At 42.3% G+C, this 23,300-nt stretch carries 22 protein-coding genes; 12 read left to right on the top strand and 10 right to left on the bottom strand.

From position 1 onward, the window contains the following. Nucleotides 1–38: 38 nt before the first annotated feature. Genes F887_RS16480 through F887_RS16470 form a run of 3 tightly spaced genes read right to left on the bottom strand, consistent with a single transcriptional unit; the run spans nt 39 to nt 2,560 of the window. On the bottom strand, nt 39–665 hold the full coding sequence (locus F887_RS16480; RefSeq protein ID WP_005291263.1) for a cell division protein BlhA: 627 nt from the start codon (nt 663–665) through the stop codon (nt 39–41). A gap of 35 nt (nt 666–700) precedes the next feature. Continuing rightward, the gene (locus F887_RS16475; RefSeq protein WP_005291266.1) at nt 701–1,108 is read right to left on the bottom strand and encodes a DNA polymerase III subunit chi; all 408 of its coding nucleotides are present in this window, start codon (nt 1,106–1,108) and stop codon (nt 701–703) included. A gap of 3 nt (nt 1,109–1,111) precedes the next feature. Continuing rightward, nucleotides 1,112–2,560, bottom strand: a complete 1,449-nt coding sequence (locus F887_RS16470; protein ID WP_005291269.1) for a leucyl aminopeptidase — start codon at nt 2,558–2,560, stop codon at nt 1,112–1,114. Nucleotides 2,561–2,714: 154 nt separating this feature from the next. Between F887_RS16470 and lptF the strand changes: the two genes are divergently transcribed. The 4 genes from lptF (at nt 2,715) to F887_RS16450 (ending at nt 7,739) form a co-directional block, all read left to right on the top strand. Continuing rightward, the gene (lptF, locus tag F887_RS16465; protein ID WP_005291271.1) at nt 2,715–3,815 is read left to right on the top strand and encodes an LPS export ABC transporter permease LptF; all 1,101 of its coding nucleotides are present in this window, start codon (nt 2,715–2,717) and stop codon (nt 3,813–3,815) included. Beyond that, nucleotides 3,815–4,885, top strand: a complete 1,071-nt coding sequence (gene lptG, locus F887_RS16460) for an LPS export ABC transporter permease LptG (RefSeq protein ID WP_005291274.1) — start codon at nt 3,815–3,817, stop codon at nt 4,883–4,885. The genes lptF and lptG overlap by 1 nt, the downstream gene beginning before the upstream one ends. Nucleotides 4,886–5,006: 121 nt before the next feature. Continuing rightward, nucleotides 5,007–6,551 carry a 2,3-bisphosphoglycerate-independent phosphoglycerate mutase gene (gpmI, locus tag F887_RS16455; RefSeq protein ID WP_005291278.1) on the top strand — a complete coding sequence of 515 codons (1,545 nt, stop codon included), beginning with the start codon at nt 5,007–5,009 and terminating at the stop codon, nt 6,549–6,551. Between the two features lie 9 nt (nt 6,552–6,560). Further along, nucleotides 6,561–7,739, top strand: coding sequence for a S41 family peptidase (locus F887_RS16450; RefSeq protein WP_005291281.1), 1,179 nt, complete (start codon nt 6,561–6,563; stop codon nt 7,737–7,739). A gap of 35 nt (nt 7,740–7,774) precedes the next feature. On the opposite strand, the gene F887_RS16445 is transcribed toward F887_RS16450, so the two are convergent. From F887_RS16445 to F887_RS16435, 3 genes are read right to left on the bottom strand one after another with little or no spacing between them, the layout of a single operon-like run. Then, the gene (locus F887_RS16445) at nt 7,775–9,211 is read right to left on the bottom strand and encodes a sigma-54-dependent transcriptional regulator (protein WP_005291283.1); all 1,437 of its coding nucleotides are present in this window, start codon (nt 9,209–9,211) and stop codon (nt 7,775–7,777) included. Between the two features lie 21 nt (nt 9,212–9,232). After that, entirely contained in the window at nt 9,233–10,798 is a 1,566-nt protein-coding gene (locus tag F887_RS16440) for a sensor histidine kinase (RefSeq protein ID WP_005291284.1), read from the bottom strand. Nucleotides 10,799–10,815: 17 nt separating this feature from the next. Next, a complete protein-coding gene (locus tag F887_RS16435) occupies nt 10,816–11,451 on the bottom strand; it encodes a response regulator transcription factor GacA (protein WP_005154729.1) in 636 nt (211 codons plus the stop codon). 209 nt (nt 11,452–11,660) lie between these two features. On the opposite strand from F887_RS16435, the gene pbpG reads away from it, so the two are divergent. The 3 genes from pbpG (at nt 11,661) to F887_RS16420 (ending at nt 14,286) form a co-directional block, all read left to right on the top strand. Next, complete coding sequence (pbpG, locus tag F887_RS16430; RefSeq protein WP_155757577.1) at nt 11,661–12,725, top strand: D-alanyl-D-alanine endopeptidase PBP7/8; 1,065 nt, start codon at nt 11,661–11,663, stop codon at nt 12,723–12,725. A 151-nt stretch (nt 12,726–12,876) separates the two neighbouring features. Beyond that, complete coding sequence (locus F887_RS16425; protein WP_005291289.1) at nt 12,877–13,494, top strand: DUF6915 family protein; 618 nt, start codon at nt 12,877–12,879, stop codon at nt 13,492–13,494. A gap of 21 nt (nt 13,495–13,515) precedes the next feature. Then, nucleotides 13,516–14,286, top strand: a complete 771-nt coding sequence (locus F887_RS16420) for a hypothetical protein (protein ID WP_005291290.1) — start codon at nt 13,516–13,518, stop codon at nt 14,284–14,286. A 74-nt stretch (nt 14,287–14,360) separates the two neighbouring features. Here the strand turns inward: F887_RS16420 and thrC are convergent, their stop codons facing one another. The 4 genes from thrC to xerD form a co-directional block, all read right to left on the bottom strand. Further along, nucleotides 14,361–15,500: a threonine synthase gene (thrC, locus tag F887_RS16415; RefSeq protein ID WP_005291292.1), complete on the bottom strand. Its 1,140-nt coding sequence runs from the start codon at nt 15,498–15,500 to the stop codon at nt 14,361–14,363. Between the two features lie 58 nt (nt 15,501–15,558). Next, nucleotides 15,559–16,860: a homoserine dehydrogenase gene (locus F887_RS16410; RefSeq protein ID WP_004802159.1), complete on the bottom strand. Its 1,302-nt coding sequence runs from the start codon at nt 16,858–16,860 to the stop codon at nt 15,559–15,561. Nucleotides 16,861–16,989: 129 nt separating this feature from the next. Next, nucleotides 16,990–17,805, bottom strand: coding sequence for a DsbC family protein (locus tag F887_RS16405; protein ID WP_005154739.1), 816 nt, complete (start codon nt 17,803–17,805; stop codon nt 16,990–16,992). Nucleotides 17,806–17,939: 134 nt separating this feature from the next. Next, the gene (gene xerD, locus F887_RS16400) at nt 17,940–18,860 is read right to left on the bottom strand and encodes a site-specific tyrosine recombinase XerD (protein WP_005291295.1); all 921 of its coding nucleotides are present in this window, start codon (nt 18,858–18,860) and stop codon (nt 17,940–17,942) included. A gap of 205 nt (nt 18,861–19,065) precedes the next feature. Here xerD and F887_RS16395 point away from each other — a divergent pair, with 205 nt between their 5' ends. The 5 genes from F887_RS16395 (at nt 19,066) to murD (ending at nt 23,291) form a co-directional block, all read left to right on the top strand. Next, nucleotides 19,066–19,326 carry a FeoA family protein gene (locus F887_RS16395; protein ID WP_005154750.1) on the top strand — a complete coding sequence of 87 codons (261 nt, stop codon included), beginning with the start codon at nt 19,066–19,068 and terminating at the stop codon, nt 19,324–19,326. Beyond that, nucleotides 19,323–21,176, top strand: coding sequence for a ferrous iron transporter B (gene feoB / locus F887_RS16390; RefSeq protein ID WP_005291297.1), 1,854 nt, complete (start codon nt 19,323–19,325; stop codon nt 21,174–21,176). The genes F887_RS16395 and feoB overlap by 4 nt, the downstream gene beginning before the upstream one ends. Before the next feature lie 54 nt (nt 21,177–21,230). Beyond that, nucleotides 21,231–21,482 (top strand): DUF6587 family protein, encoded by a 252-nt coding sequence (locus tag F887_RS16385; RefSeq protein WP_005291299.1) that lies wholly within the window; start codon nt 21,231–21,233, stop codon nt 21,480–21,482. 51 nt (nt 21,483–21,533) lie between these two features. Then, the gene (locus F887_RS16380; protein WP_005291301.1) at nt 21,534–21,824 is read left to right on the top strand and encodes a hypothetical protein; all 291 of its coding nucleotides are present in this window, start codon (nt 21,534–21,536) and stop codon (nt 21,822–21,824) included. Nucleotides 21,825–21,938: 114 nt separating this feature from the next. After that, the gene (murD, locus tag F887_RS16375) at nt 21,939–23,291 is read left to right on the top strand and encodes a UDP-N-acetylmuramoyl-L-alanine--D-glutamate ligase (protein WP_005291303.1); all 1,353 of its coding nucleotides are present in this window, start codon (nt 21,939–21,941) and stop codon (nt 23,289–23,291) included. Nucleotides 23,292–23,300 lie beyond the last annotated feature (9 nt).

The raw sequence follows: 23,300 nt of genomic DNA on the forward strand, positions 1-23,300 counted from the left end.
TTCCGTATAAAAAAGCCCAGTTGAACTGGGCTTTTTTATTACTTCTCGTCTGAGAATTCACTATTTTTCAGAATGTAATCAATTTCATCTTGCGCCAGTGCATGTAATTTGGCGCGGAATACAGTTACAGCTTGCTCAATCAAGCTTTCTGCTTCTAATTCAAGTCGGACACGGACGCTTTCTAGTTCAGACAAAATCTGTTGATCATTAATCACAACACGTTGAGCTTGTGCATAATCGATACTTGGCTGTTCAGGATTACTTTGATAGCGCTCAGTTTGCTGTGCAATTTCCTGATCAATATGGCCACGTAAGGCAAGCAGATTTTCGGTTTGCTGTTCAAATTGACGGGCCTCATCGGCTTGCAGTTGCGCTGCATAGGCTGCTTCGGCTGCACGCTTCTCTTCCAATGCCTTTTCCAAAGCAAGTTGTTTACGAATGCGTGCTTGTTCAATCAATTCAGCTTTTAAATCAGCATAAGCTTGGTCAATCCGCTGCTGAGAAAGTTGCTGGGCATTCTCTTCATGCTGCGTCCACGTTTGAGTTAGTGTTTGTGGTAATAGTAGATCACAAATACGTGATAAATCATCCTGATACGTCTGACGAACAGTCTCAGGTGCATTTAACCAACGTTTTTTAAAGTCCTGACCTACATTTAATGCCACAAGACACTCCTCAAATGATGCTAATTATTGCCGATTTATAATTTAAATGTTCGAGGTTCTATGCCCAAACGACGATACATTTTAAATTTCTCACGCCCGATCTGTTTTGCCGTTTCATTATTTTCAATAATTTCGATAATGTGGCGAAAATCTTGAGTTTGTTCAAGTGCATGATTGTTAAAATTAAACACAATCCAATCATTCGACGGGGCTAATTCCGCTGAAATACACACTGGGCTATTCGGTTGATCGATGCCATGTGGAATAAAACTGAGTGGATCAAAGTTCCAAAGTTTCTCGTCTAACTCAGTTTGTTGCTCTGAATCAGCACAATACCACCAAATATGTGGATGTTGATTCAGAATCTTACGACATAAACGGCAAGCACTTTCAACTTGCCGTTCGGTACTATTTTCAAATAGATAAAAGCTGATTTGTGGCATGTTTTAGTTTTTCGTTTCAACACGATTTGCTAAAAATTGCATCAATAACGGTACTGGACGGCCCGTTGCACCTTTGGCGGCACCAGATAACCACGCCGTACCTGCCACATCAAGATGTGCCCAACGATAGTCACGCGTGAAACGTTCGAGGAAACATGCCGCAGTAATCGCACCACCGTAAGGACCACCAATATTGGCAATATCGGCAAAAGGAGAGTCGAGTAATTCTTGATACTCTTCCATCACAGGCATACGCCATACGCGATCAAGCGATTGCTCACCGGCCTGCTTTAAATCTTGAGCAAGTTCATCATCTGGCGTAAATAAGCCACTGACCACTTTGCCGAGTGCAACTACACAAGCACCAGTTAGCGTCGCAATATCAATCACCAGTGCAGGGTTAAAGCGTTTGATATACGTTAATGTGTCACATAACACCAAACGACCTTCTGCATCGGTGTTCAAAATCTCAACAGTTTGACCGCTCATGGTGGTGACGATATCGCCTGGACGGGTGGCATGACCTGATGGCATATTTTCTGCTGCTGCAATCGCACCGACCACATGAATCGGGAGTTGCGCTTCACAGAGTGCCTGAATGGTTCCAAGAACAGAGGCTGCACCACACATATCAAATTTCATTTCATCCATGCCTAGGCCTGGTTTTAATGAAATACCACCTGTATCAAAGGTTACGCCTTTGCCTACCAGCACAACAGGTGCTTGATCTACTTTGGCATTGTATTCAAGCGTAATAATTCGACCTGGGCGGTCAGAGCCTTTGCTGACTGCAAGGAAGGCATACATGCCCAAGTCAGCCATTTGCTGTTCATCCAGCACCGTAACTTTTAAAAGTTCTGGGTATTGTGCTGCAAGTGCAAGTGCTTGATCAGCCAAATATTCAGGGAAGCAAATATTACCCGGACGATTGCCGAGATCACGTGCATAGTTCTGGCCCGATTGCACCGCATGAATCAGATTCAGTTGCGCATCATCTAAAGTGGTCTGCTTGGCAACAAGATGGATTGTTTCTAACACAAATTCATTTTTTTTCGATTTAAACTCATCATAACCATATGCTGCCTGCGTTAGGCTCAAGGCAAACAACGCATGCAAATCAGTTGGTAATGCAGACAGATCGACCGTAATTTGTGTAAATTTATTTTGTGATGATTTGATAATGCTTTGTGCGAGTTTTGCTAATTTTGTGGCCTTTAACTCAGCACTTTTTCCAAGCCCTAACAATTGGGCATTGGCTTGAACAGAGACATTGGCAATTAAGGCCAAGCTTTCGTTAAAACCTGCTTTGAATTGTGTTGCGTTAAGCACTTCTTCTAGGTGATTGATTTGATATGTATTTAAGTTCTGTTGTAATTGTTCTGAATCAACCAAAATCCACAAAGATTCGCTAGACGCCTGGGTGGGGAATGCGTTATGAAGGGTAAATTTCATTGTTTGTATGGAACCTGATGAGTGAAAAAGAAAGATAAGTCCATTAAACACTTTCGGATATGAGGTTGCAATCCGCAACAAGCGATAGGTTTTATATTTTTAACATTCGGGTAAACTAGCGTTACCTTCGATTAGGCTTTTTGGAAGTATTACTTTGATTATTCGGCGTTATCTCGTCAAACAAGTGGTTTCGACATCACTCGTCGTCATTGGTTTATTAACCCTGATTATGATGGGTGGTCGTTTAATCAAATATTTTGGCGTGGCAGCTCAAGGTCGTTTGGATGCAGGTATTTTATTTAGCATCATCGGCTATCGTTTGCCCGAGTTTTTAACGCTGATTCTGCCTTTAGGTTTCTTTATCGCCTTGATGCTGGTATTTGGTCGTCTCTATGTTGACCATGAAATGGCGGTTTTAAATGGCAGTGGCGTGAGTCGAAACCAATTGGCACGTCTACTGTTGCCGATGACATTGGTTTATTTGGTTGTGCAAACTTGTTTGATGCTTTGGGTCGGACCGTGGGGTTTGCGTGAATTTGAAAAACTGACCAGTATCCAAGCCGTGCGTACAGGCTTCGACTTAGTACGTCCAAAAGAGTTTATTTCTTCAGGACCTTTTACCATTTATGCAGGCTCACTTTCGGAAGATCGTAAAAATTTAAAAGATATTTTCTTCTACCAAAAGGCCAAGCAGGAAGACAAGCCAGATGTCATGATCTTGGCAAAAGAAGCAACGCGTGTAGAAGTGGAAAATGACACCGCGAATGTGGTGGATTTGGTCCAAGGTCGCCGCTACGAAATTTACCCAAATCAGCCGAGATATACGCAAGCCGAATTTCAGTCTTATCGTTTACGTTTAGAAAATGATAAAGATGTGAAGTTTGAAAGTGATGATGTTGCGGCATTGTCCATGTCGAAGCTCTGGGAAAAGCGCGATGATTCGGTACTTAAAAGTGAGTTGGGTTGGCGTGTCTTTGGTCCACTGGTGATTATTGTGGCATTGATGTTGGCAGTGGCGTTGTCCGAAGTGAGTCCGCGTCAGGGACGTTATTATCGTTTGATTCCTGCAATTTTTATCTTTGCCAGCTTAATCGTGTTGTTGATTGCAATTAAAACCCGAATTAGTAAAGACGAATTGGATATCTGGGCTTATCCAGTGGTACTGGCTGTGTATGCCGCAGCCGCAGCAATCTTTGCACGTAAACAAAAACTAGCGCCAAAACTTAAGAAAAGCATTCAGCGAGTGGGGTTATAATGTTAGCACGTCGAATAGTCGCCAAACATGTGACAAAAACCACTGTCCTTGCCATGCTCGGAACCACGCTGGTGTTATCTTTTCTACAAGTTTTATTCACTTATTTGGGTGAGTTGGGCGAACTGAAACCGAACTATAATGCTTGGCAAGCTTTTCTCTATGTTATGTGGGGCGCGCCTCGCTATTTATATGAAATCTTACCCGTTGCTGCATTGATTGGTTCAGTTTTGGGTTTAGGTGCATTGGCCTCAAATAGTGAACTGATTGTGATGCGCTCCGTCGGAATCAGCCTATGGCGAATCGTTGGTTGGGTGATGCGTGCAGCTCTGTTATTGATTGTTTTGTCTTTTGTACTCAGTGAATGGGTCATTCCATATACCAATGAAAAAGCACAAAGTATTAAAAAACAACGTAGTGTCGCAGCTTTAGGGGAAGTAAAAGGCTATTGGTCTCGTGAAGGGCAGCGTTTTATTTATATTGATTATGCCAACTCGCAAGGCCAACTTCGCAACATTCAAGTGATTGATTTTGATAAGGACTATCGCTTGCAGTCTTTTGTGAATGCTGAAAAAGGTCAGTTCATCAAAGATGGGCAGTGGACATTAGAGCAATCACATCAAGTCGACTTGTTGGCGCAGGGCAATGCCATTAAAACCGATCACGATCAACAAGCACTGGGTTTGGCACTACAGCCGAAATATGTGCATATGGTGACCTTAGATCCTGAAGATTTATCGCCAAGTCAGCTGATCAGCTTTATGCGTTATATGGATGAATATAGTCAGGTGCCGAAGACTTATGAATTGGCATTTTGGCAGAAGGTTACGTCCCCATTTTCGTTGATTACTTTGGTCTTGATTGCGTGCTCATTTATCTTTGGTCCACTGCGTCAACAGTCGATGGGTTTCCGGTTAGTGATCGCACTATTTACAGGGCTTGGCTTTTTCTATTTACAAGATTTCTTGGGCTATGCGAGTTTGGTTTATGCACCATCTCCCGCATGGTTCGTGCTATTACCAGTGGTGCTGATCTTTATGGCTGGTAGTTATTTATTGTATCGGGCACGATAATACACTTGATATGAAGACTCTATCATCGGGATTGATGAAAGCCATCAGTCTGGTCATGGAGAATTGGCTTAAATTTCGGTAAAATATGCCGATCAAATGATAGACAAAAAGAGAGTCCATTATGACGGATGCAAATGCTGGCAAAATTCCTCACGTTCTTGTAATTATGGATGGTGTAGGACATCGTGAAGCAGTTGAAGATAATGCTTTTTTAGCAGCAAAAACACCAAACCTCACTGCAATGGTGGCAAAGCATCCGAATAGTTTGATTTCTGGTTCAGGTGAAGACGTGGGTTTGCCTGACGGTCAAATGGGCAACTCAGAAGTTGGACATATGAATCTTGGTGCAGGCCGTGTGTTGTATCAGGACTTTACCCGAATTACCAAGGACATTCGCACAGGTGCTTTTTTTGAGCATGAAGTGTTAGTTGATGCAGTCGAAAAAGCCAAAGCAGCAAACGGTGCTGTGCATGTGATGGGGTTGCTGTCACAGGGTGGTGTTCATTCGCATGAAGATCATATTGTTGCGATGTGTGAGCTCGCATTAAAACGTGGTGCAACCGTGTATTTACATGCATTCTTGGATGGTCGTGATACACCACCACGGAGTGCAAAGCCTTCATTAGAAAAACTCGATGCTTTGTTTGCTCAGTATCCAAATCAAGGTCGTATTGTTTCCATGATTGGCCGTTACTTTGCCATGGATCGTGATAATCGCTGGAATCGTGTTGAACTCGCTTATCGTTTAATGACAGAAGGCGAGGCAGTTCGTGTTGCAAGCTCAGCTGTTGAAGGCTTAGAACAAGCCTATGCAGCAGAAGAAAATGATGAGTTTGTTCAAGCCACGCGTATTGGTGAAATTACCAAAATCCAAGATGGCGATAGTGTGGTTTTCATGAACTTCCGTGCTGACCGTGCGCGTGAAATTACCCGTGCCTTTGTTGAAAAAGATTTTGCTGGATTTGAACGTAAAGTCGTTCCGAACTTGTCGAAATTTGTGATGCTGACGCGTTACCAAGCCAGTATTGATGCACCTGTGGCTTATATGCCAGAAGGGCTTAAAAACTCATTGGGCGAATATCTCTCTAGTTTAGGTAAAACGCAATTACGTATTGCCGAAACTGAGAAATATGCGCATGTGACTTTCTTCTTTAGCGGTGGTCGTGAAGATGAATATGAAGGTGAGAAACGTATTTTAATTCCATCACCAAATGTTGCAACGTATGACTTAAAGCCAGAAATGAGTGCTTATGAAGTGACCGACGAGTTGGTCAATGCAATCAATTCTGGTGAGTTTGATCTGTTGGTGGTCAACTATGCCAATGGAGATATGGTCGGGCATACAGGTATCTTTGATGCCGCGGTCAAAGCAGTTGAAACTGTAGATACATGTCTGGGCCGTGTCTATGAGGCCGTCATGGCAAACAAAGGGCATATGTTAATTACTGCTGATCATGGTAATGTAGAGCAAATGCAAGACTACGACAGCGGACAAGTTCATACCCAACATACCACTGAATTGGTGCCATTTATTTATGTTGGCCCGACACAAGCAACGATTGCGGAAGGTGGTGTATTGGCCGATGTTGCGCCCACATTACTCCATTTGATGAATATTCCTGTGCCTCCAGAAATGCAGGGCAAGAATCTGATTACTTTAAAATAAGGTGAAGCAATGACCCAACACAACAACATTTACCGAACGTTATGTGCAAGTGTGTTGATGTGTTGGGGGCTGCATCTCTCCGCAGCGCCAATTACTCATTCTTCTGGATGGGCTGATGAAGATAAAAGTATCAGCAGCACAGAAGTTCCGATTGAGTCAATTCAACAATTTGTACAAATTTATGGCATTGTGAAAGACAACTATGTCGATAAAAAGTCTGACGATGCATTATTTCAGCAGTCGATCAAAGGCTTGGTCAGCGGCTTAGATCGCTATTCTCGTTATTTATCTGCAGAAGAATATCGTCAATTGATTCAATATACAGAAGGTGATTTAGCCTCTGTCGATTTCAACTTAAATTATGATGCGCATTCGAAGTCTTGGCAGATTCAGGATTTAAAGTCTGGCTCAGATTCAAGCAAATTGGGTTTGCGTAATGGTCAAGTGATTCTCAAAGTTGATAATCAAGAACTCAAAAATTTAAATCAAGACCAGATACAAGGTCTACTGTATGGTTCGATTGGCAGTACTGTACAAATCCATCCAGAGAATAATAACAGTACAGTGATCTTGGTGCGCAATAAAAAAGTCGAAACGGATATTGAGCCTGTGCTACTGCATAATCAAGTGCTGGTATTAAAAATCCGCGTTTTTCAGCAAGATACTGCCAATGAAGTGAAACGTTTAATTGAGGAATATAGCTCAAGCAAACTTAAAGCGGTGGTTTTCGATTTACGTAATAATCCGGGTGGGTTGCTCTCTGCTTCAGTGGAGGCTGCCGATTTATTTTTAAATCAAGGTCTGATTGTGACGACGAAAAGTCGTTCTGAGGGTGATCAGCAATTCCAAGCCCTACCTTCCAATGAATTTCAAAATCTGAAATTAGGCATTCTCATTAATCGTCGTTCGGCTTCTGCTGCGGAAGTTTTCACAGCCGCATTAAAAGAACATAAGCGCGCCTGGGTGGTGGGTGAAAATAGCTATGGTAAAGGTGTGGTACAAAAGCTATTTCCTTTACCAAGCGGTGCTGCACTGCAAATGACGGTATCCCACTATTACACCCCGAATGGCAATATGATTGAAGGTCAGGGCATTCAGCCCAATCAAACTTATGCTTTGTCTGCCGAGATGAAAGAAGATAATTATCTGGAGCATGTCACAGATTTGGTTTTGAAAAGCAGATATTAAAAAAAGCCCCTGATGACAGGGGCTTTTTTTAAAGATTATTCATCATCTTCAGTATCTAAACCGAATTTTTTCAAACGATAGCGTAATGAACGGAAGGTCATTCCCAATTTCTTGGCTGCCAAGGTTCGATTCCAATGGGTCAGATTGAGAGCATTCAGCAGAATTTCTTTTTCAATATTCTCTAAATAACGCTCTAAACCTTCGGGTGGAAGCTTCTTTGAACTCATGCTTGGACTTGCAGAGTGCTGTGGTGCTTCAACTTCTTCAGTTGTAGTATTGGAAAATGAAGGTGCTGGATTGACGAACGAACTGCGTAATGGCGCAGTTTGTAAATGGGCCAAGTCAATATTGTCATCATCACTGAGCGTAATTGCACGTTCAATGATGTTGCGTAATTCACGTACATTACCCGGGAAATATTGTTGCAACAGGAATTGCTCTGCACGTGAGGAGAGCGATTTTGTCGACAATTCCCATTCCTGACTGATTCTTTGAATAAAGTGATTCGCCAATAATAGGATGTCTTGCCCGCGCTCACGCAAGGGTGGCAGTACAATATCCATGACATGAATACGGAAGAACAGATCTTGTCGGAAGCGGCCTTGTTGTACCAATAATTCTAGATCTTGATGACTGGCACTGATGACACGGAAATCAACATCAATTTCTTGGTCAGAACCGACTGGGCGAATTTTCTTTTCTTGAACTGCACGTAGTAGTTTGACCTGCATATTTAAAGGCAGTTCAGCAATTTCATCTAAAAATAGACTACCGCCATGTGCAGAGAGAATTAAGCCCTGCTTGTCCTGTGTTGCACCAGTGAAGCTGCCTTTTTTATGGCCAAATAACTCGCTTTCCATCAATTCAGTTGGAATTGCGCCACAGTTAATGGCAATAAAAGGGCCTTCGCTACGGTTACTCAAACGATGTACCAGATTCGCGACGACTTCTTTACCCGTTCCTGATTCACCTGTAATAAACACAGGGGCTTGAGAACGAGCGATTTTCTTCAAAGCGATCCGTAATTGTTGAATCGGTGCTGAACGTCCAATTAACAGTTTATTTTCTAAAGCTGTTTCAGCGGCCTCTTGTTCGGGCTGTGGACGATTCAAGGCTTTTTGGATCAGCTGATCCAAATGCATTTGATTGACAGGTTTACTGACAAAATCAAATGCGCCCGCTTTTAATGCTGCAATGGCAATATCCATATTGCCATAGGCGGTTAATACTGCAATAGGCGTATTGGGATAGTTCTGAGTCACATGTTTGACCAAATCCAAACCATTACCATCTGGAAGATTTAAATCTGTTAAACAAGCGTCATACTGGAACTCAGTAAAGAATTTTTTTGCCTGTTCGACCCGATAGGCGAGATGTGTCTTGATACCCATGCGCGCGAGCGTCATTTGCATTAAAAGACATAAATCTTCTTCATCGTCTACGAGCAAGACGAGTGGTTGTTTTGTTGCCATTCCCCGAGAAACCTAATCTAATCAATGAATTTTAGAGCATTCAATCCTGAAGCATGCCCCTTGTTGTCGCTCTATATAGGTGAGCTTTGCATGATTGGCCTCACAAAATGTGTGAGACAAATACAATCCTAAACCAGTTCCTTTAATTTCGGTACTAAAAAATGGTTTGAACAGTTGAGAAATATCTCGTTTTGAGACACCCGTCCCAAAATCGATGACATCAATGCAAGTTCGCCCCTCTTTTTCGTGCACTTCGACTTCAATATAAGGTGCGTCTGTTGCATTATGTCGGAGTGCATTTCTAATTAAATTAATCAGCACTTGGCGTAATTGTTTTTCGTCAAATAAGATGCTGACCTGTTCTGTTAGCTTAATTTGGATTTGTTGTTTAGCATCGGTCAGATCTTCATTAAGTAAACTCTCAAAGAAGGAGCTCAGATCAATTTCTTGTGGCTCAGTCGGTTTATTCCGTGCCATGGCTAAGGTGTCTTGCACGATGCTATCAATCCGCTTGGCTTGTTTGCTGATCATGCGGGACAGCATTTCTTGTTGGTGCTGATCACTGTCTTTGAATAGCTCATTGGCTTGCACAATCGCAGCCAAAGGATTGCGAATTTCATGGGCAATACTGGCAGAAAGCTGACCCAGTGCAGCAAGTTTCAGTTGCTGCACTTGCTGAGTCAGTTTCTGCGCGTCTTTTAAGATTAGTAACACTAAGGCTTGTTCAGGAACAATCAGATGTTTCACCCGAACGTTGATGGTGTACGCGCTTTGCTGTGATTCAAAACTAAATTCTTCACCATCTTCAAGATCACTAAATTGAATCAGTTCAAACAAGTCTGGTTGTAACTTTATCAGCGGTGTTTTTTCTAAAGAAATCGGTAAATGTATGCCTAATAAGGTATTGGCTGCCGGATTGGTTAATACGATATGATTGCTTTCATCAAGTACCAAATAACCATCTTCAATCTGTTCTAAAATATAACGGTTAATATTTTGTAATTGATGAATTTCAATGGATTGATGAAAAGTTAAGGTTTCTAAAATTTTAAAACGCTGTACTGCAATACGACCAATGGCATGGACCACAAAAAATAAAAACGCCAGAAAAATGCTGTTACCGAGATGATTTAAATTATTGACGGCAAAAAAGTCACCTAAAAAACGCTGGTAAACCACCATAATGACGGCAAATAGAGTAATGACCAGCGAAAGCTGAGCATTGAGTAAAATCGCAGAAGAAAAAATAATAATGACGTAAAGCAAGCTCAGCTGTAGATTTGGGCCACCTGCTGAGAAGGTGATTAAGCTTAAACAAATGACATCAATCAGAAAGATAAAAATCAGTTGCTTTGAGGTTTGGATTGGAAGCAGTTGCAGTAAAAAAAGCTGAAAAATATTGATCGTGATATAACAAATCAGCGTATAGAAATATAAAAAAGGGTAAATGTAATTGCTAGACAGCTGTTCGGCTGTCAATAAATAAATTAAAAGCAGGCTAATCGAAATAATGAGCCGATAGCCACTATACCAAACGCCGAGCCGATAGACCGTCTGTGAAACTGATGACGCAATTTTCCCTAACATAGGCGCTTACTGTTGTTTTAAGGTTTAATGAGCCCATAGCGAATTGCAAGATGGGTGAGTTTGACATCACTATCAATGGCCAGTTTTTCAAAAATACGATAGCGATACGTGTTAACGGTTTTAACGCTTACAAACAATTTGTCAGCAATCTCTTGGGCACTGATACAGTTCACCACCATCATGGCAACTTGCATTTCACGTTCTGAGAGCGCATCAAAAGGAGATTGTTGTGTATCAGAGAGATATGAGCTAGCCAGTTGTTCAGCAATATCTGCACTAAAGTATTTTCCACCTTGCATCACTTTATTGATGGCTCGAACCATTTCGGTAATCGGAGCACCTTTGGTGATATAACCTTTTGCACCAGCTTTAAGTAATAGCGATGGATAGGGCTCTTCGGCAAGACCGCTCACGGCAATGACTTTGGTTTCAGGCGCAGTCTGTAACAAACGGCGTGTGGTTTCTACGCCACCAATGCCTGGCATATTCACATCTAAGAGCACTACTTGAGGGTGCTTTTGACGCACCAAAGCAATCGCTTCCTCTCCTGACTCTGCTTGTCCGATGACTTCAACATCAGGGTGGTCTTCCAACATACGACAAATTCCTGTGCGTACGAGTTCATGATCATCAACAACGAGAACAGTGATCAAGAAGACCTCCTTTTTTCAAAAAACTGGTTTTTTGTTACATAAAGCAAAATTAGCTTGCAATGAAACGACAAAATTAGCAATCCTATTCTTCGTTTTTAGCGAATAGTTGTACACAATTGTGTCTATAAAAGCTTTACCCGATTTGTTCAAATGTAAGGCATAATGGTATTAAGCGCAAATGTGCAGCGTCCAGAGTTGAGTATTGTGTCGTGAAAAATTCTAAAAAATCTATCATGCATGTTTTAAGCATGTCTATCTTGTGGGCTTTAAGCTCAACAAGTTTTGCAGAACTGGTTGTGAATAACAATCCAGCTTCTTCGCGTGTGAATGGTTCAGCTTCAATGAATTGGTCTGCAAGTGATGCAAGCCAGTTGATGGAAGATGATGAACCATTGGAAATTGGTCCACAAGGTTCAACCTCTGTTACCACAACATTGCGTAATGGTGGTTCGGCAACGATTAGCTCTTCTACTGCACAGCAATCTACGTCGCAGATTCGAGATACTTTTGGTTACAGTAGCCAGCCTTCTGTCAATGCACGTGCTGCGTTGGTGATGGACGCACAGACCGGTGAAGTGCTGTACAGTAAAAACAGTAATATGTCCGTGCCGATTGCATCTATTACCAAATTGATGACAGCTGTGGTCACAGCGGACGCGCGCTTAAACATGTCAGAAGAAATCACTTTGCAGTCGATTGATTTTGCGGGTGCTGGAGGTAAGAACTCAAGTTCAACCTTACGCGCTGGTGATACCATGAATCGTGCAGAAGCACTTCTATTTGCTTTGATGAAGTCTGAGAATCCAGCTGCTGCTGCCTTGGCGCGTACCTACCCAGGTGGTCGTTCAGCCTTTATTGCTGCGATGAATGCAAAAGCGAGGCAATTGGGCATGACTGCAACACGTTACGCTGAATCAACGGGCTTAGACCCACACAATGTCTCTTCAGCGCGTGATTTGGGCATTCTGGTCAGTACTGCTTCGCAATATGGCTTGATTCGTCAATTTTCTACGACACCAACCTATGATTTCAATTTAGGTTACCGTGTGTTGAAATCAAATAATACCAATGCATTAGTGCGTAATGGTGGCTGGAACATTAACTTGTCAAAAACAGGTTATATCAATGAAGCAGGTCGTTGTGTCGTCATGCATACGACGGTGAATTCACGTCCAGCAGTTGTGGTGTTATTGGGTGCGCCAAGTTCGCAAGCACGTAACAGCGATGCAACTAATCTATTAAGCTGGTTAAGTACTTTGCCAAAACGTGTTTAGTGCTTTTTAATCGAAAAAACTCCTCTTTATGGGGAGTTTTTTTATGCCTGTACAATGCGACACAACTTGTCTTATTTCAATAAATTATGTTCATTTTTTAAGCCGAAATCGGCTAATGTGTGCCTACAATAAAAAATGATGACAGACCATTATGAATGCGATGCAACACGCACGGATTTCTGCAAAACGCTGGGGTGGGGAACCCGAAGACTACTATGAATTACATGCATTCATAGACAGTACCAAAAGTCTATGCAGTGATGCGCGACACCGAATTTTACATACCTTGTGGGGCATAAATTCGGTTGTGGTTCCTGTGTTTGGACATAGCCTTCAAAATAGCGCAGGCAAATCGATTGATATTAAAGATTTGTGTGAGCGTGATCATTTATTGGTGGATTACCAACAGCGTTTTATTCCGACACTCAATGATTTTGTAAATGCGATAAATGCAAGACAATTGCCTAAACACTTTGAACAGCATTTAGAACAATTACATCATGATTATGTACAGGATAAAACACTCTCACAATTAATGTTATCGCCTTTGGCACTGACGGGAAAATTGCATTCGCTCTTGTTCACCCATAACAGTTGGTTTATCTACGATATTTTGCCGAGGATTGGGCAACTGCCGAAACTGGACAATATCGTGTATAGCCCCGCTGATTTTTTTAATGCCATGCATTTTGAATTATGGATGGATAATGGCATGGCAATTCCTGCAAGCGCTCAAGCATTACATCAAATAAAACAAACAACTCAATGATAAATGAATCAGGGGAACAACATGACGACTTACGTGATCCGCGCCAAATACTTTGGTTATAACGATGAAGTCTTTTACGTCGCAGGCAATCGTATTGCCAATGTTTTTGGGGATAAAGCCCAAGCCGAGGCCGCATATAAAAAGCTAGAAATTGATGGGGCGCGAGATTTTGCTCTGTATGAAGTGGAATCCCTTTTTGATGCAGATGAAGCATTGTTAAAACAATTGGATGATTTTGTATTTTCACGTTGTGGTGAGCATGTCTGTGAAGATGGGGATATTTCGGATGACGTGTTACCTGAAAGCTTAAGCGATGAAGATACTTTTGAATTTATTCAATTGGCAGGAATGCAAAAATTTCAACTGGTACAGTTTCAACATGAGGCTCGGTTTTATGCGCTTTGGTCAGTCAAAAAACAGAAATGGGTGGAAGAGCATGATGAGTTTTTTGCCAGTTTAGCTTATGCAGATCAACCTGAACAATTAAAAGCGAATGTCGGAACTATTTTTGCAGATTATGACTATGGCGATATTCAGCTTAAAGGCTCACTTGATGAGTTGTCTGATCAGCCTGTGCTCTTACAGGCAATGATCACAGCGCAATCGGGTTTGAAATACGATCAGAAAAGCCAAATTTTAACGGTTATGCAGGGTTGGGAAGAAGAAGCTTTATATGCGGTTAATCCTTTACTCAAACAGCCATTATTTGAAATCAAAGAAATTGAGCTTGAAGAAATTCAGAGGATTGAAAAAGAATTAACTGCACAATATAGCTATGATGATTACGAATAACTTTCTCTTTCTATGATTAGGAATAAAAAAAACCAGTTGCAGGCAACTGGTTTTTTTTATTTCAGTATGTATGCTTACATATTTGAAAGAATAGAATCTTTCACTTGATCCATGGTCGCGTCAATCGACAACATCACGGCATCAGCACATTGCTTGATTGCAGTATCAGGATCTTTTAAGCCATTGCCTGTCACGGTACATACAATCACAGAACCTTCAGCAATTTTACCCGCTTTAAGATCACGGATTGCACCACCAATAGATGCTGCTGAAGCTGGTTCTACGAATACGCCTTCGTACATTGAAAGTAAGCGTTGTGCTTCTAAGATTTCGCTGTCTTGAAGTTCATCAAACCAACCTTTAGAGTCACGTACCACGGCTTTAGCATGGTTCCAGCTTTGTGGATTACCAATACGAATTGCTGTTGCAACAGTTTCTGGATTTTCAACAGGTGCACCACGTAAGAATGGCGCAGCACCAGATGCTTGATAACCGACCATTGTTGGTAAGCCTTCTGGTTTAGGACCTGTGAATTGATCAGTTGCAGCATCATAAATCACTTGCTCAAACTGATCCGCAGGTTGATTGGCAACCGCTTCGGTATAACCCATCCAGTGTGCGGTGATGTTACCAGCATTACCGACAGGTAAGCAGTGATAATCAGGTGCACGACCCAATGCTTCTACGATTTCATAAGCAATGGTTTTTTGGCCTTGCAAACGGTAAGGGTTGATTGAGTTTACAATCGTTACAGGTGCTTGATCTGCGACTTCTTTAACCAGACGCATGCCGTCATCGAAGTTACCGCGGATTTGCATAGTGATCGCGCCGTACATCATTGCCTGCGCCATTTTACCCATGGCAATTTTGCCTTCTGGGATTAATACGAACGCTTTGATGCCTGCACGTGCTGCATACGCTGCCGCTGCCGCTGAAGTATTCCCTGTAGATGCACAGATAATCGCTTTAGAACCTTCTTCAACTGCTTTGGTCACAGCCATTGTCATACCACGGTCTTTAAATGAACCTGTCGGGTTCAGACCTTCGTACTTCACATAGATTTCTACGTTTTTGCCAATAATACGTGGAATGTTCTCTAACTTAATCAGTGGAGTATTACCTTCACCTAAAGAAATAGCACGTGTAGTTGCAGATACAGGTAAACGGTCACGATAACGATCTACAAGACCAGTATAACGATTGGCATTCGACATGATGGTGTTCCAATATGAGGTAGAGCGGGGTGAGGGAAGTCATTTTCCCTCAACCTGATTAACTATCGAGCGATTCTAAACGAATTCTTACGATTTCGCCACGAATTGCAGGTAATGCTTGAATTTGTGCTAGTGCTTCATCCATTTTAGATTCAACGATTGGATCCGTTAAAATCACGATTGGAATCAAGTCTTTTAAGCGTGATTGCTGCATGATGGCATCAATACTGATTCCAGCACGACTAAGAATCGTGGTGACATCAGCCAATACGCCAGTCTGATCTTCAGCATTGAGGCGGATGTAATAACCTGTAGTCATTTCTTCACGACTTAAGATTGGCACATTGGTCAATGCTTCAAAAGCAAGCTGAGGAATAGTTCCTGCGCCATCTTCTGTATATGAAATATCACGCACGATATCAATCACGTCAGCAACCACAGCAGAAGCTGTTGGGCCTGCGCCTGCGCCAGCACCATAATATAAAGTTGGGCCAACGGCATTGGCTTGAACCAAGACGGCATTTTTAACGCCATTTACATTGGCAATCAATTCTTCCGCAGGAATCAGAGTTGGATGTACACGTAGCTCAATGCCTTTGTCAGCACGGCGTGCAATACCTAAGTGCTTGATACGGAAACCAAGTTCTTCTGCATATTTCACATCTTGAGCGGTGATTTTGCTGATACCTTCGGTATAGACCTTATTAAATTGCAATGGAATACCAAAAGCACATGACGCCAAAATCGTCAGTTTATGTGCCGCATCAATCCCTTCAACATCAAAGGTTGGGTCAGCTTCGGCATAACCGAGTTCTTGCGCTTCTTTTAAAACATCTTCAAAGGCACGGCCTTTTTCACGCATTTCAGTCAGAATGAAGTTGCCTGTACCATTAATGATGCCTGCAAGCCATTCGATATGGTTGGCTGCAAGACCTTCACGGATCACTTTAATGATTGGGATACCGCCAGCAACCGCTGCTTCATAAGCAATCTGAACGGCATTGTCTTCTGCTGCCTTAAACAGTTCATTGCCATGTTCAGCCAGTAAAGCTTTGTTTGCAGTCACAACCTGTTTGCCATGCTTAATGGCTTCCATGATGACTTCATAAGCAGGGTGAATGCCACCCATGACTTCGACCACCATATCAACATCTGGTTGACGTACGATCTCCATCAAGTCATCGCTTTGTTTAATGCCTTCGAGTTGTAAATCTGGACGTGGACGGCGTGTGCCTACGTGTGTAATTTGAATTTCTCGACCGGTACGGCGTTTAATTTCCGCAGCATTTTCTTGTAGTAATTTAAGGGCTCCACCACCTACAGTACCAAGACCGAGTATCGCCAGACGAACTGGTTTCACGTCACACTCCATTTTATTCAATCATTTTAATGAAGCTTGATCATAGCTAAAAAAATGCGCAGACACTAGGGCTAAGATCATCTTTAATCTGTCGCCCAAGTCTTTGTCATTTTGAGGAGATGTTTTCGCTTATTTGTTTAAGCGTTGAGCGATTTCTTCAGGGGTCATGTAACCACCTAAATACTCACCTTCGACGTTATAAATCGCTGGTGTACCATTCACGCCCATATTTAAGCCCAACTGATATTGGTCACGTACTGGATTCTTACATTCAGCTGCAGATACAGGTAAGCCCTTAGCAGCCTGATCGAAAGCAGCTTTACGATCTTGGCTACACCAGATTGCTTGCATGGTTGGCATGAACTGTTCGCCACGTGGCCAAGCGATATAGCGTACTTCAATCCCTTTGGCATTAATTTCAGCAAGGTGCTCGTGCAGTTTATGGCAATATGGGCAGCTTGAATCTGTGAACACGTAAATGACATGCTTCGCTTTACCACCTTGCGCTGGATAAACGATGAGGTCTTCAGTCTTGAGTGAAGCCAGATGTTTTTTATTTTCGGTTGCTTGAAGTGCCTCGCTGACATTGTGCAACTGTTTGTCACCTAAACGAACCACATCCCCTTGAATGATGTATTGTCCATCCGCAGTGGCATAGACTGAACCCATCCCTTCTAGGCTAACCCAGTAAAGGTTTGGAACCTCAGTTTTCTTGATCACAAGAATTTTGGCATTGATGTTTGCCGTTTTAAAATGTTTTTCTAAAGTTGAAACCAAGCGCTGTTGCGTATTGCGTTCGTTCAATGTCGATGCTTCACCTGTCGCAGGCGCACTTGCTGTGAGTGCATCTTGTTTTTGTGCTGAATTTTCTTTTGAGCAAGCACTTACCAATAATGTTGATGCTAATGTACAAGCAATTACAAGCTGAGACCGAGTAAACAACATAGAGAACCTTTTTTGTACGAATTCATTTGTATAAGGGGCTTAGCATAACAAAAAAATTGAATCACTTCGTTAAATCTTGCATAGGCTCTGTGAACAGAATCAAGTTTTAGCTGAATCCTAGATAAAAGGTGGTTTTAACCCCGTGGATGGTATTTGCCATGCAATTCCTGCATCCGCTGCTGAGCCACATGGGTATATATCTGAGTGGTAGAAAGGTCGCTATGCCCAAGCAGCATTTGCACGACGCGTAAATCTGCACCGTGATTGAGTAAATGGGTGGCGAAAGCATGCCGCAAGGTATGGGGGGATAACTCCGCTTGAATATTGGCTTGTAAGGCATAACGCTTAATTGCATACCAAAAATTCTGGCGACTCATGATGCCGCCATGTTGAGTAAGAAACAGATAATCCGTGCTGCTCTTATACAATTGCGGGCGTGATTCGACTAAATATTTTTCAATCCAGTCACAGGCAAATTGCCCGAGTGGCACCAGACGCTCTTTGTTGCCTTTACCTGTAACGCGTAGAAATCCCTGTTTTAAATTGATCAGTTCAAGTTTTAAGTTGAGTAATTCTGAAACACGCAGACCACAGGCATACAGCACCTCGAACATGGCGCGGTCGCGTAGACCTAAAGCGGTGGTAATGTCTGGTGCATTGATCAAAGACTCGACATCTTGTTCAGATAAATCCTTGGGTAAGGCACGACCAATTTTAGGAGAGTGGTGGGTGGCAACTGGATTGTCATCCCGAAGTTTTTGCTCTCTTAAAAATTTATAAAACTGTCTGAGCGCGGATAAGCAGCGGGCAATCGAGCGAGGGCTTTTCCCTGCTTTGGTGAGGGCAATGAGGACATCAGCAATGTCATCACTTGACCATTCTGGTAATACTGAACTTTGATGTAACTCACTACATTGAATCAGATCGGATAAATAAGCATTTCGTGTATGTGGACTGACGGTTTGTGCGACAAGATAATCTCGAAAACCTTGTAAAAAACTGAGCTGGGCTGGAATGGTAATCGCAGCGGGGATGCGTGGCTTTTTATTGAGCATAATGGGCCTAAAACGATAATCTATGAAAAAAGTACATGTGCTTTTTAGGTGCGATATACCCTAATTTATCCTTGATTTCATTGCACTGTAAAAGAAAATTGAATTGTTGTCGATCTGTCACAAAGCTAAATGCCACTGAGATTGCTTTTGGTAATTATTCTCATTTGCTTGTATACTATAATAAAGAGAGTAAAGGGTTAGAGCGGTGCGATTGTCAGCATTAAAAGTCAAGCAAATAGCGGTGATCACGAAAGTGAATCGCTTGGTCGATGAGACAGAACAGCCAGATTTAGTTGCAGTTCGTTTAGAAAGTTTAGGCTTTGTGCCTGGTACACAAGTGCAAGTGATTACCAAAGGTATTTTTGGTGGTGATCCGATTCTAATCCAGCTCGGTTTTACGCGTTTTGCGTTACGAAAAGCTGAAGCGGATAAAATTGAAATTCAACTTGAAGGAGCACCTGCATGAGTGATGCGCTACGTGTTGCCCTTGTGGGAAATCCAAACTGCGGTAAGACATCTTTATTTAACCATTTAACGGGTACACGCCAAAAAGTTGCCAACTATGCGGGTGTAACTGTTGAGCGTAAGGTCGGCCATTTTCAGCTACCATCTGGAAAGTCTGTGCGTGTCTTGGATTTACCAGGCACTTATAGTCTACAGGCGACCAGCCCAGACGAAGAAATTACTCGTGACGTCTGCCAAGGTAAAATTGCGGAAGAAGGCCAACAAGATGCCTTCTTATGCGTGGTCGATGCAACCAACTTAAAACTACATCTTGGTTTGGTGTTGGAAATTATTGAGCTTGGCCGTCCGATCCTTGTTGTTTTGAACATGATGGATGAAGCGCGTCGTCGTGGCATTCAGATCAATACACAAAAATTATCAGAGCGTCTCGGCGTGCCTGTTGTTGAAACTGTGGCGGTACGTAATTCAGGTATTGAGAACCTGTTGCATGCATTAGATCAAGAAAAATATACAGTTCCGCAAACTGAGCTGAGCGGTTTGAAGGGCAACCATCATCAAAAAATCGAAGTGATTTTTAAAGATGTGGTCAACTTTGTCGATCAGGAAGATAAGCGTACCGATTTCCTCGATAAGATTTTCTTACATCCAGTGCTCGGTTTACTTAGCCTTGCGATAATGATGTTTATCGTATTCCAAGCGGTATTTGCTTGGGCTGCACCATTTATGGATGGGATTGAAACCTTCTTTGCTTGGTTTGGTGAGAAGCTCGGAGAGTATATCTCGCAACCGTTACTGCATAGTTTGGTTGTCGATGGGATTATCGCGGGTGCGGGTAGTGTGGTTGTGTTCTTGCCACAAATTTTGATTTTATTCTTCTTTATTTTGGTTTTAGAAGAATCAGGTTATTTACCGCGTGCTGCCTTCTTGCTTGATAAATTGATGTTTAAAGCAGGTTTAAGTGGCCGTGCTTTTATTCCATTACTTTCAAGCTTTGCCTGTGCAGTTCCTGGGATTATGGCAACACGTAGTATCAGTGATCCACGTGATCGTTTTACCACGATTATGGTTGCGCCATTGATGACCTGTTCTGCACGTTTACCTGTTTATGCATTATTGATTGCTGCCTTTATTCCAAGTCAAACGGTATGGGGCATTTTCAATCTGCAGGGTCTGGTATTATTTGGCTTATACATGTCAGGTATTGTGAGTGCACTTTTTGTTGCGATCGTGATGAAATTTTTGCAAAAAGATAAATCACAACATGCGCTTTTGCTTGAGTTACCAAGTTACCGTATTCCTGATCTAAAAAGTGTTGGGATTGGCTTATTGGATCGCGGTAAAATCTTCTTAAAACGTGTCGGTGGTATTATCTTTGCCCTGTCGATTTTACTTTGGTTCTTATGTACGTTCCCGCAAGCACCAGAAGGGGCAACCTTACCTGATATCGATTACAGTTTTGCTGGGATGTTGGGGCATTTGTTGCAACCGATTTTTGCACCAGTAGGCTTTAACTGGCAAATTGTGGTTGCACTTATTCCTGCGATGGCAGCACGTGAAGTTGTAGTTGCAGCTTTGGGTACGGTCTATGCGCTATCTGGTGCTGATGATGATGCAATCTCGCAAGGGCTCTCTCATTTAATTAGTGCAGATGGCACAGGTTGGTCATTGGCAACAGGTTTATCATTATTGGTATGGTTTATCTATGCGCCGCATTGTTTGGCAACGTTAGCAACGGTACGCCGTGAGACAGGTTCATGGAAGCATGTTGCTGTAATGACTGCGTATTTATTCGGTTTGGCGTATTTAATGTCTTTCTTGACTTATCAAATTGCATCAAGCATTTGGGGTTAAGAAATTCCACCTAGCCTCCCTTTGAAAAGGGAGGCAATCATTGGAGAGACGGTTATGTTTGAGTACTTGATTGTTGCTGTATTGGTACTGTGGAGTGCTGTTGTCGTATTCAAAAAGGTGTTCCCTCAAACAGCAAATTCAGCATTTCTGAGTTTGTCGAATTCTTGTCAGCGTTTAGGCTGGCAGCGTTTGGCGACATGGTTAAAACCTAAAATGGCTGTGGGTTGTGGAGGCGGCTGTGGTTGCTCGACCGATGAAACGGAGAACAAAAAAGCAGAGCCCGTTCAAACGGTAAAATGGCGTTAAGACAATTCAAAATGCCCATCTTAAGATGGGCATTTTTTGGAATAAGAAAAAATGAGTCAGACTAAAATGAGCAAAAAACCATCATTAAGTCCTAAGCATAAATTGATTTTACTGGGTTTCATGCTGGTGATGACACTGCTTTATCTTTCTGCTTTGTCTAAGGGGCTGAATATTTATAAAGAAACCCTCTCTTGGCTTATCTCATGTTTAATCTTGATTTATCTGTGGTTGAGACCCGAATTGATTGAACTTAAAATCAAGCAATATGCATTTAAATCTGTAGATTGGTTAGGTGCTGTGATCTTGGCTTTATTAGGGATGAGCTTTTTTATCCCTGCTTAAGCTTTTACGCACTGACACAAAAAAGATTGAATAAAACCAAAACTGAAAAAGCATTTAAAACAGTAAAGTGCTAACATTTTTGCCATTCTGTAATCTGCAAAAAATGGGGCGAAAATGTTAATACAACGTGGTGGATTAAAAGTTGTGGCTGGCTTGGGTATTTCTGGTGTGTCAGCAGTCAACTTTCTACATGAACAGGGCTACCAAGTTGCAGTAACGGATTCGCGAGCCACCCCACCAGGGCATGATCAGATTCCAGCAGGTGTGCGGACCAGTTTTGGTCAATTGGACACTGAGCTTTTATTGCAAGCAGAAGAAATTATTCTCAGTCCAGGACTTGCACCCCAACTTTCAGAAATTCAACAAGCAGTTGAAAAAGGCATCCCAGTGGTCGGTGATATTCAATTATTACGCCGTGCTACAGAAGTGCCAATCATTGCGATTACAGGATCAAATGCAAAAAGTACAGTCACCACGTTAATTGGCTTGATGGCACAAGAGGCGGGCAAAAATGTGGCTGTCGGTGGCAACTTGGGTCGTCCAGCATTAGATTTATTAAAAGATAAACCTGATTTAATTATTTTAGAGTTATCGAGTTTCCAGCTTGAAACCACCTCACACTTGAATGCAGAAGTTGCTGTGGTGTTGAATATGAGTGAAGATCATTTAGATCGTCATGGTGATATGTTGGGTTACCACAAAGCCAAGCATCGTATTTTTCAGGGTGTGAAAAAAGTCGTTTATAACCGTGACGATAATTTAAGCCGTCCATTGGTTCCAGATGTTACCCCAATGCAAAGTTTTGGTTTGAATGCACCTGATTTAAATCAATATGGTGTGCTGCGTGATGCGGATGGCAGTATGTGGTTAGCTCGAGGAAGAGAGCGTTTGCTTAAAACCTCTGAGATGTATATTCAAGGGATGCACAATGTGGCCAATGCATTGGCGTGTTTGGCGTTGGGTGAAGCAGTTGGTTTACCGACAGCTTCAATGTTTGAAACGCTTAAGCATTTTAAAGGCTTGGAACATCGTTGTGAATATGTCGAAACCATTGATGGTGTGCGCTATTACAATGATTCCAAAGGAACCAATGTTGGTGCGACGCTGGCTGCAATTGATGGTCTTGGTGCCGCAATTGAAGTGAAAAAAGGCAAGTTGGCTTTGATTCTTGGTGGTCAGGGCAAAGGACAGGATTTCAAACCTCTCCGTGATGCGATTCAAAAATATGTGAAATCAGTGATTCTCATTGGTGAAGATGCTGCGGTGATTGAACAGGCAATTCAAGGTACAACTGTGATTCAGCATGCAAACAGTTTAAAAGAAGCGGTAGCACTGGCTCAAAAAGCCACTCAAGCAGAAGATGTGGTTTTACTTTCACCAGCCTGTGCGAGCTTTGATATGTTTAAAAGCTACAATGATCGCGGGCATCAATTCGTGGCATGTGTAAATGCCTTGAATGAAAAATAAGAACTGGGA

Origin of the sequence: Acinetobacter sp. NIPH 2100, from assembly GCF_000369805.1 — a bacterium.
Classification (GTDB): Bacteria; Pseudomonadota; Gammaproteobacteria; order Pseudomonadales; family Moraxellaceae; genus Acinetobacter.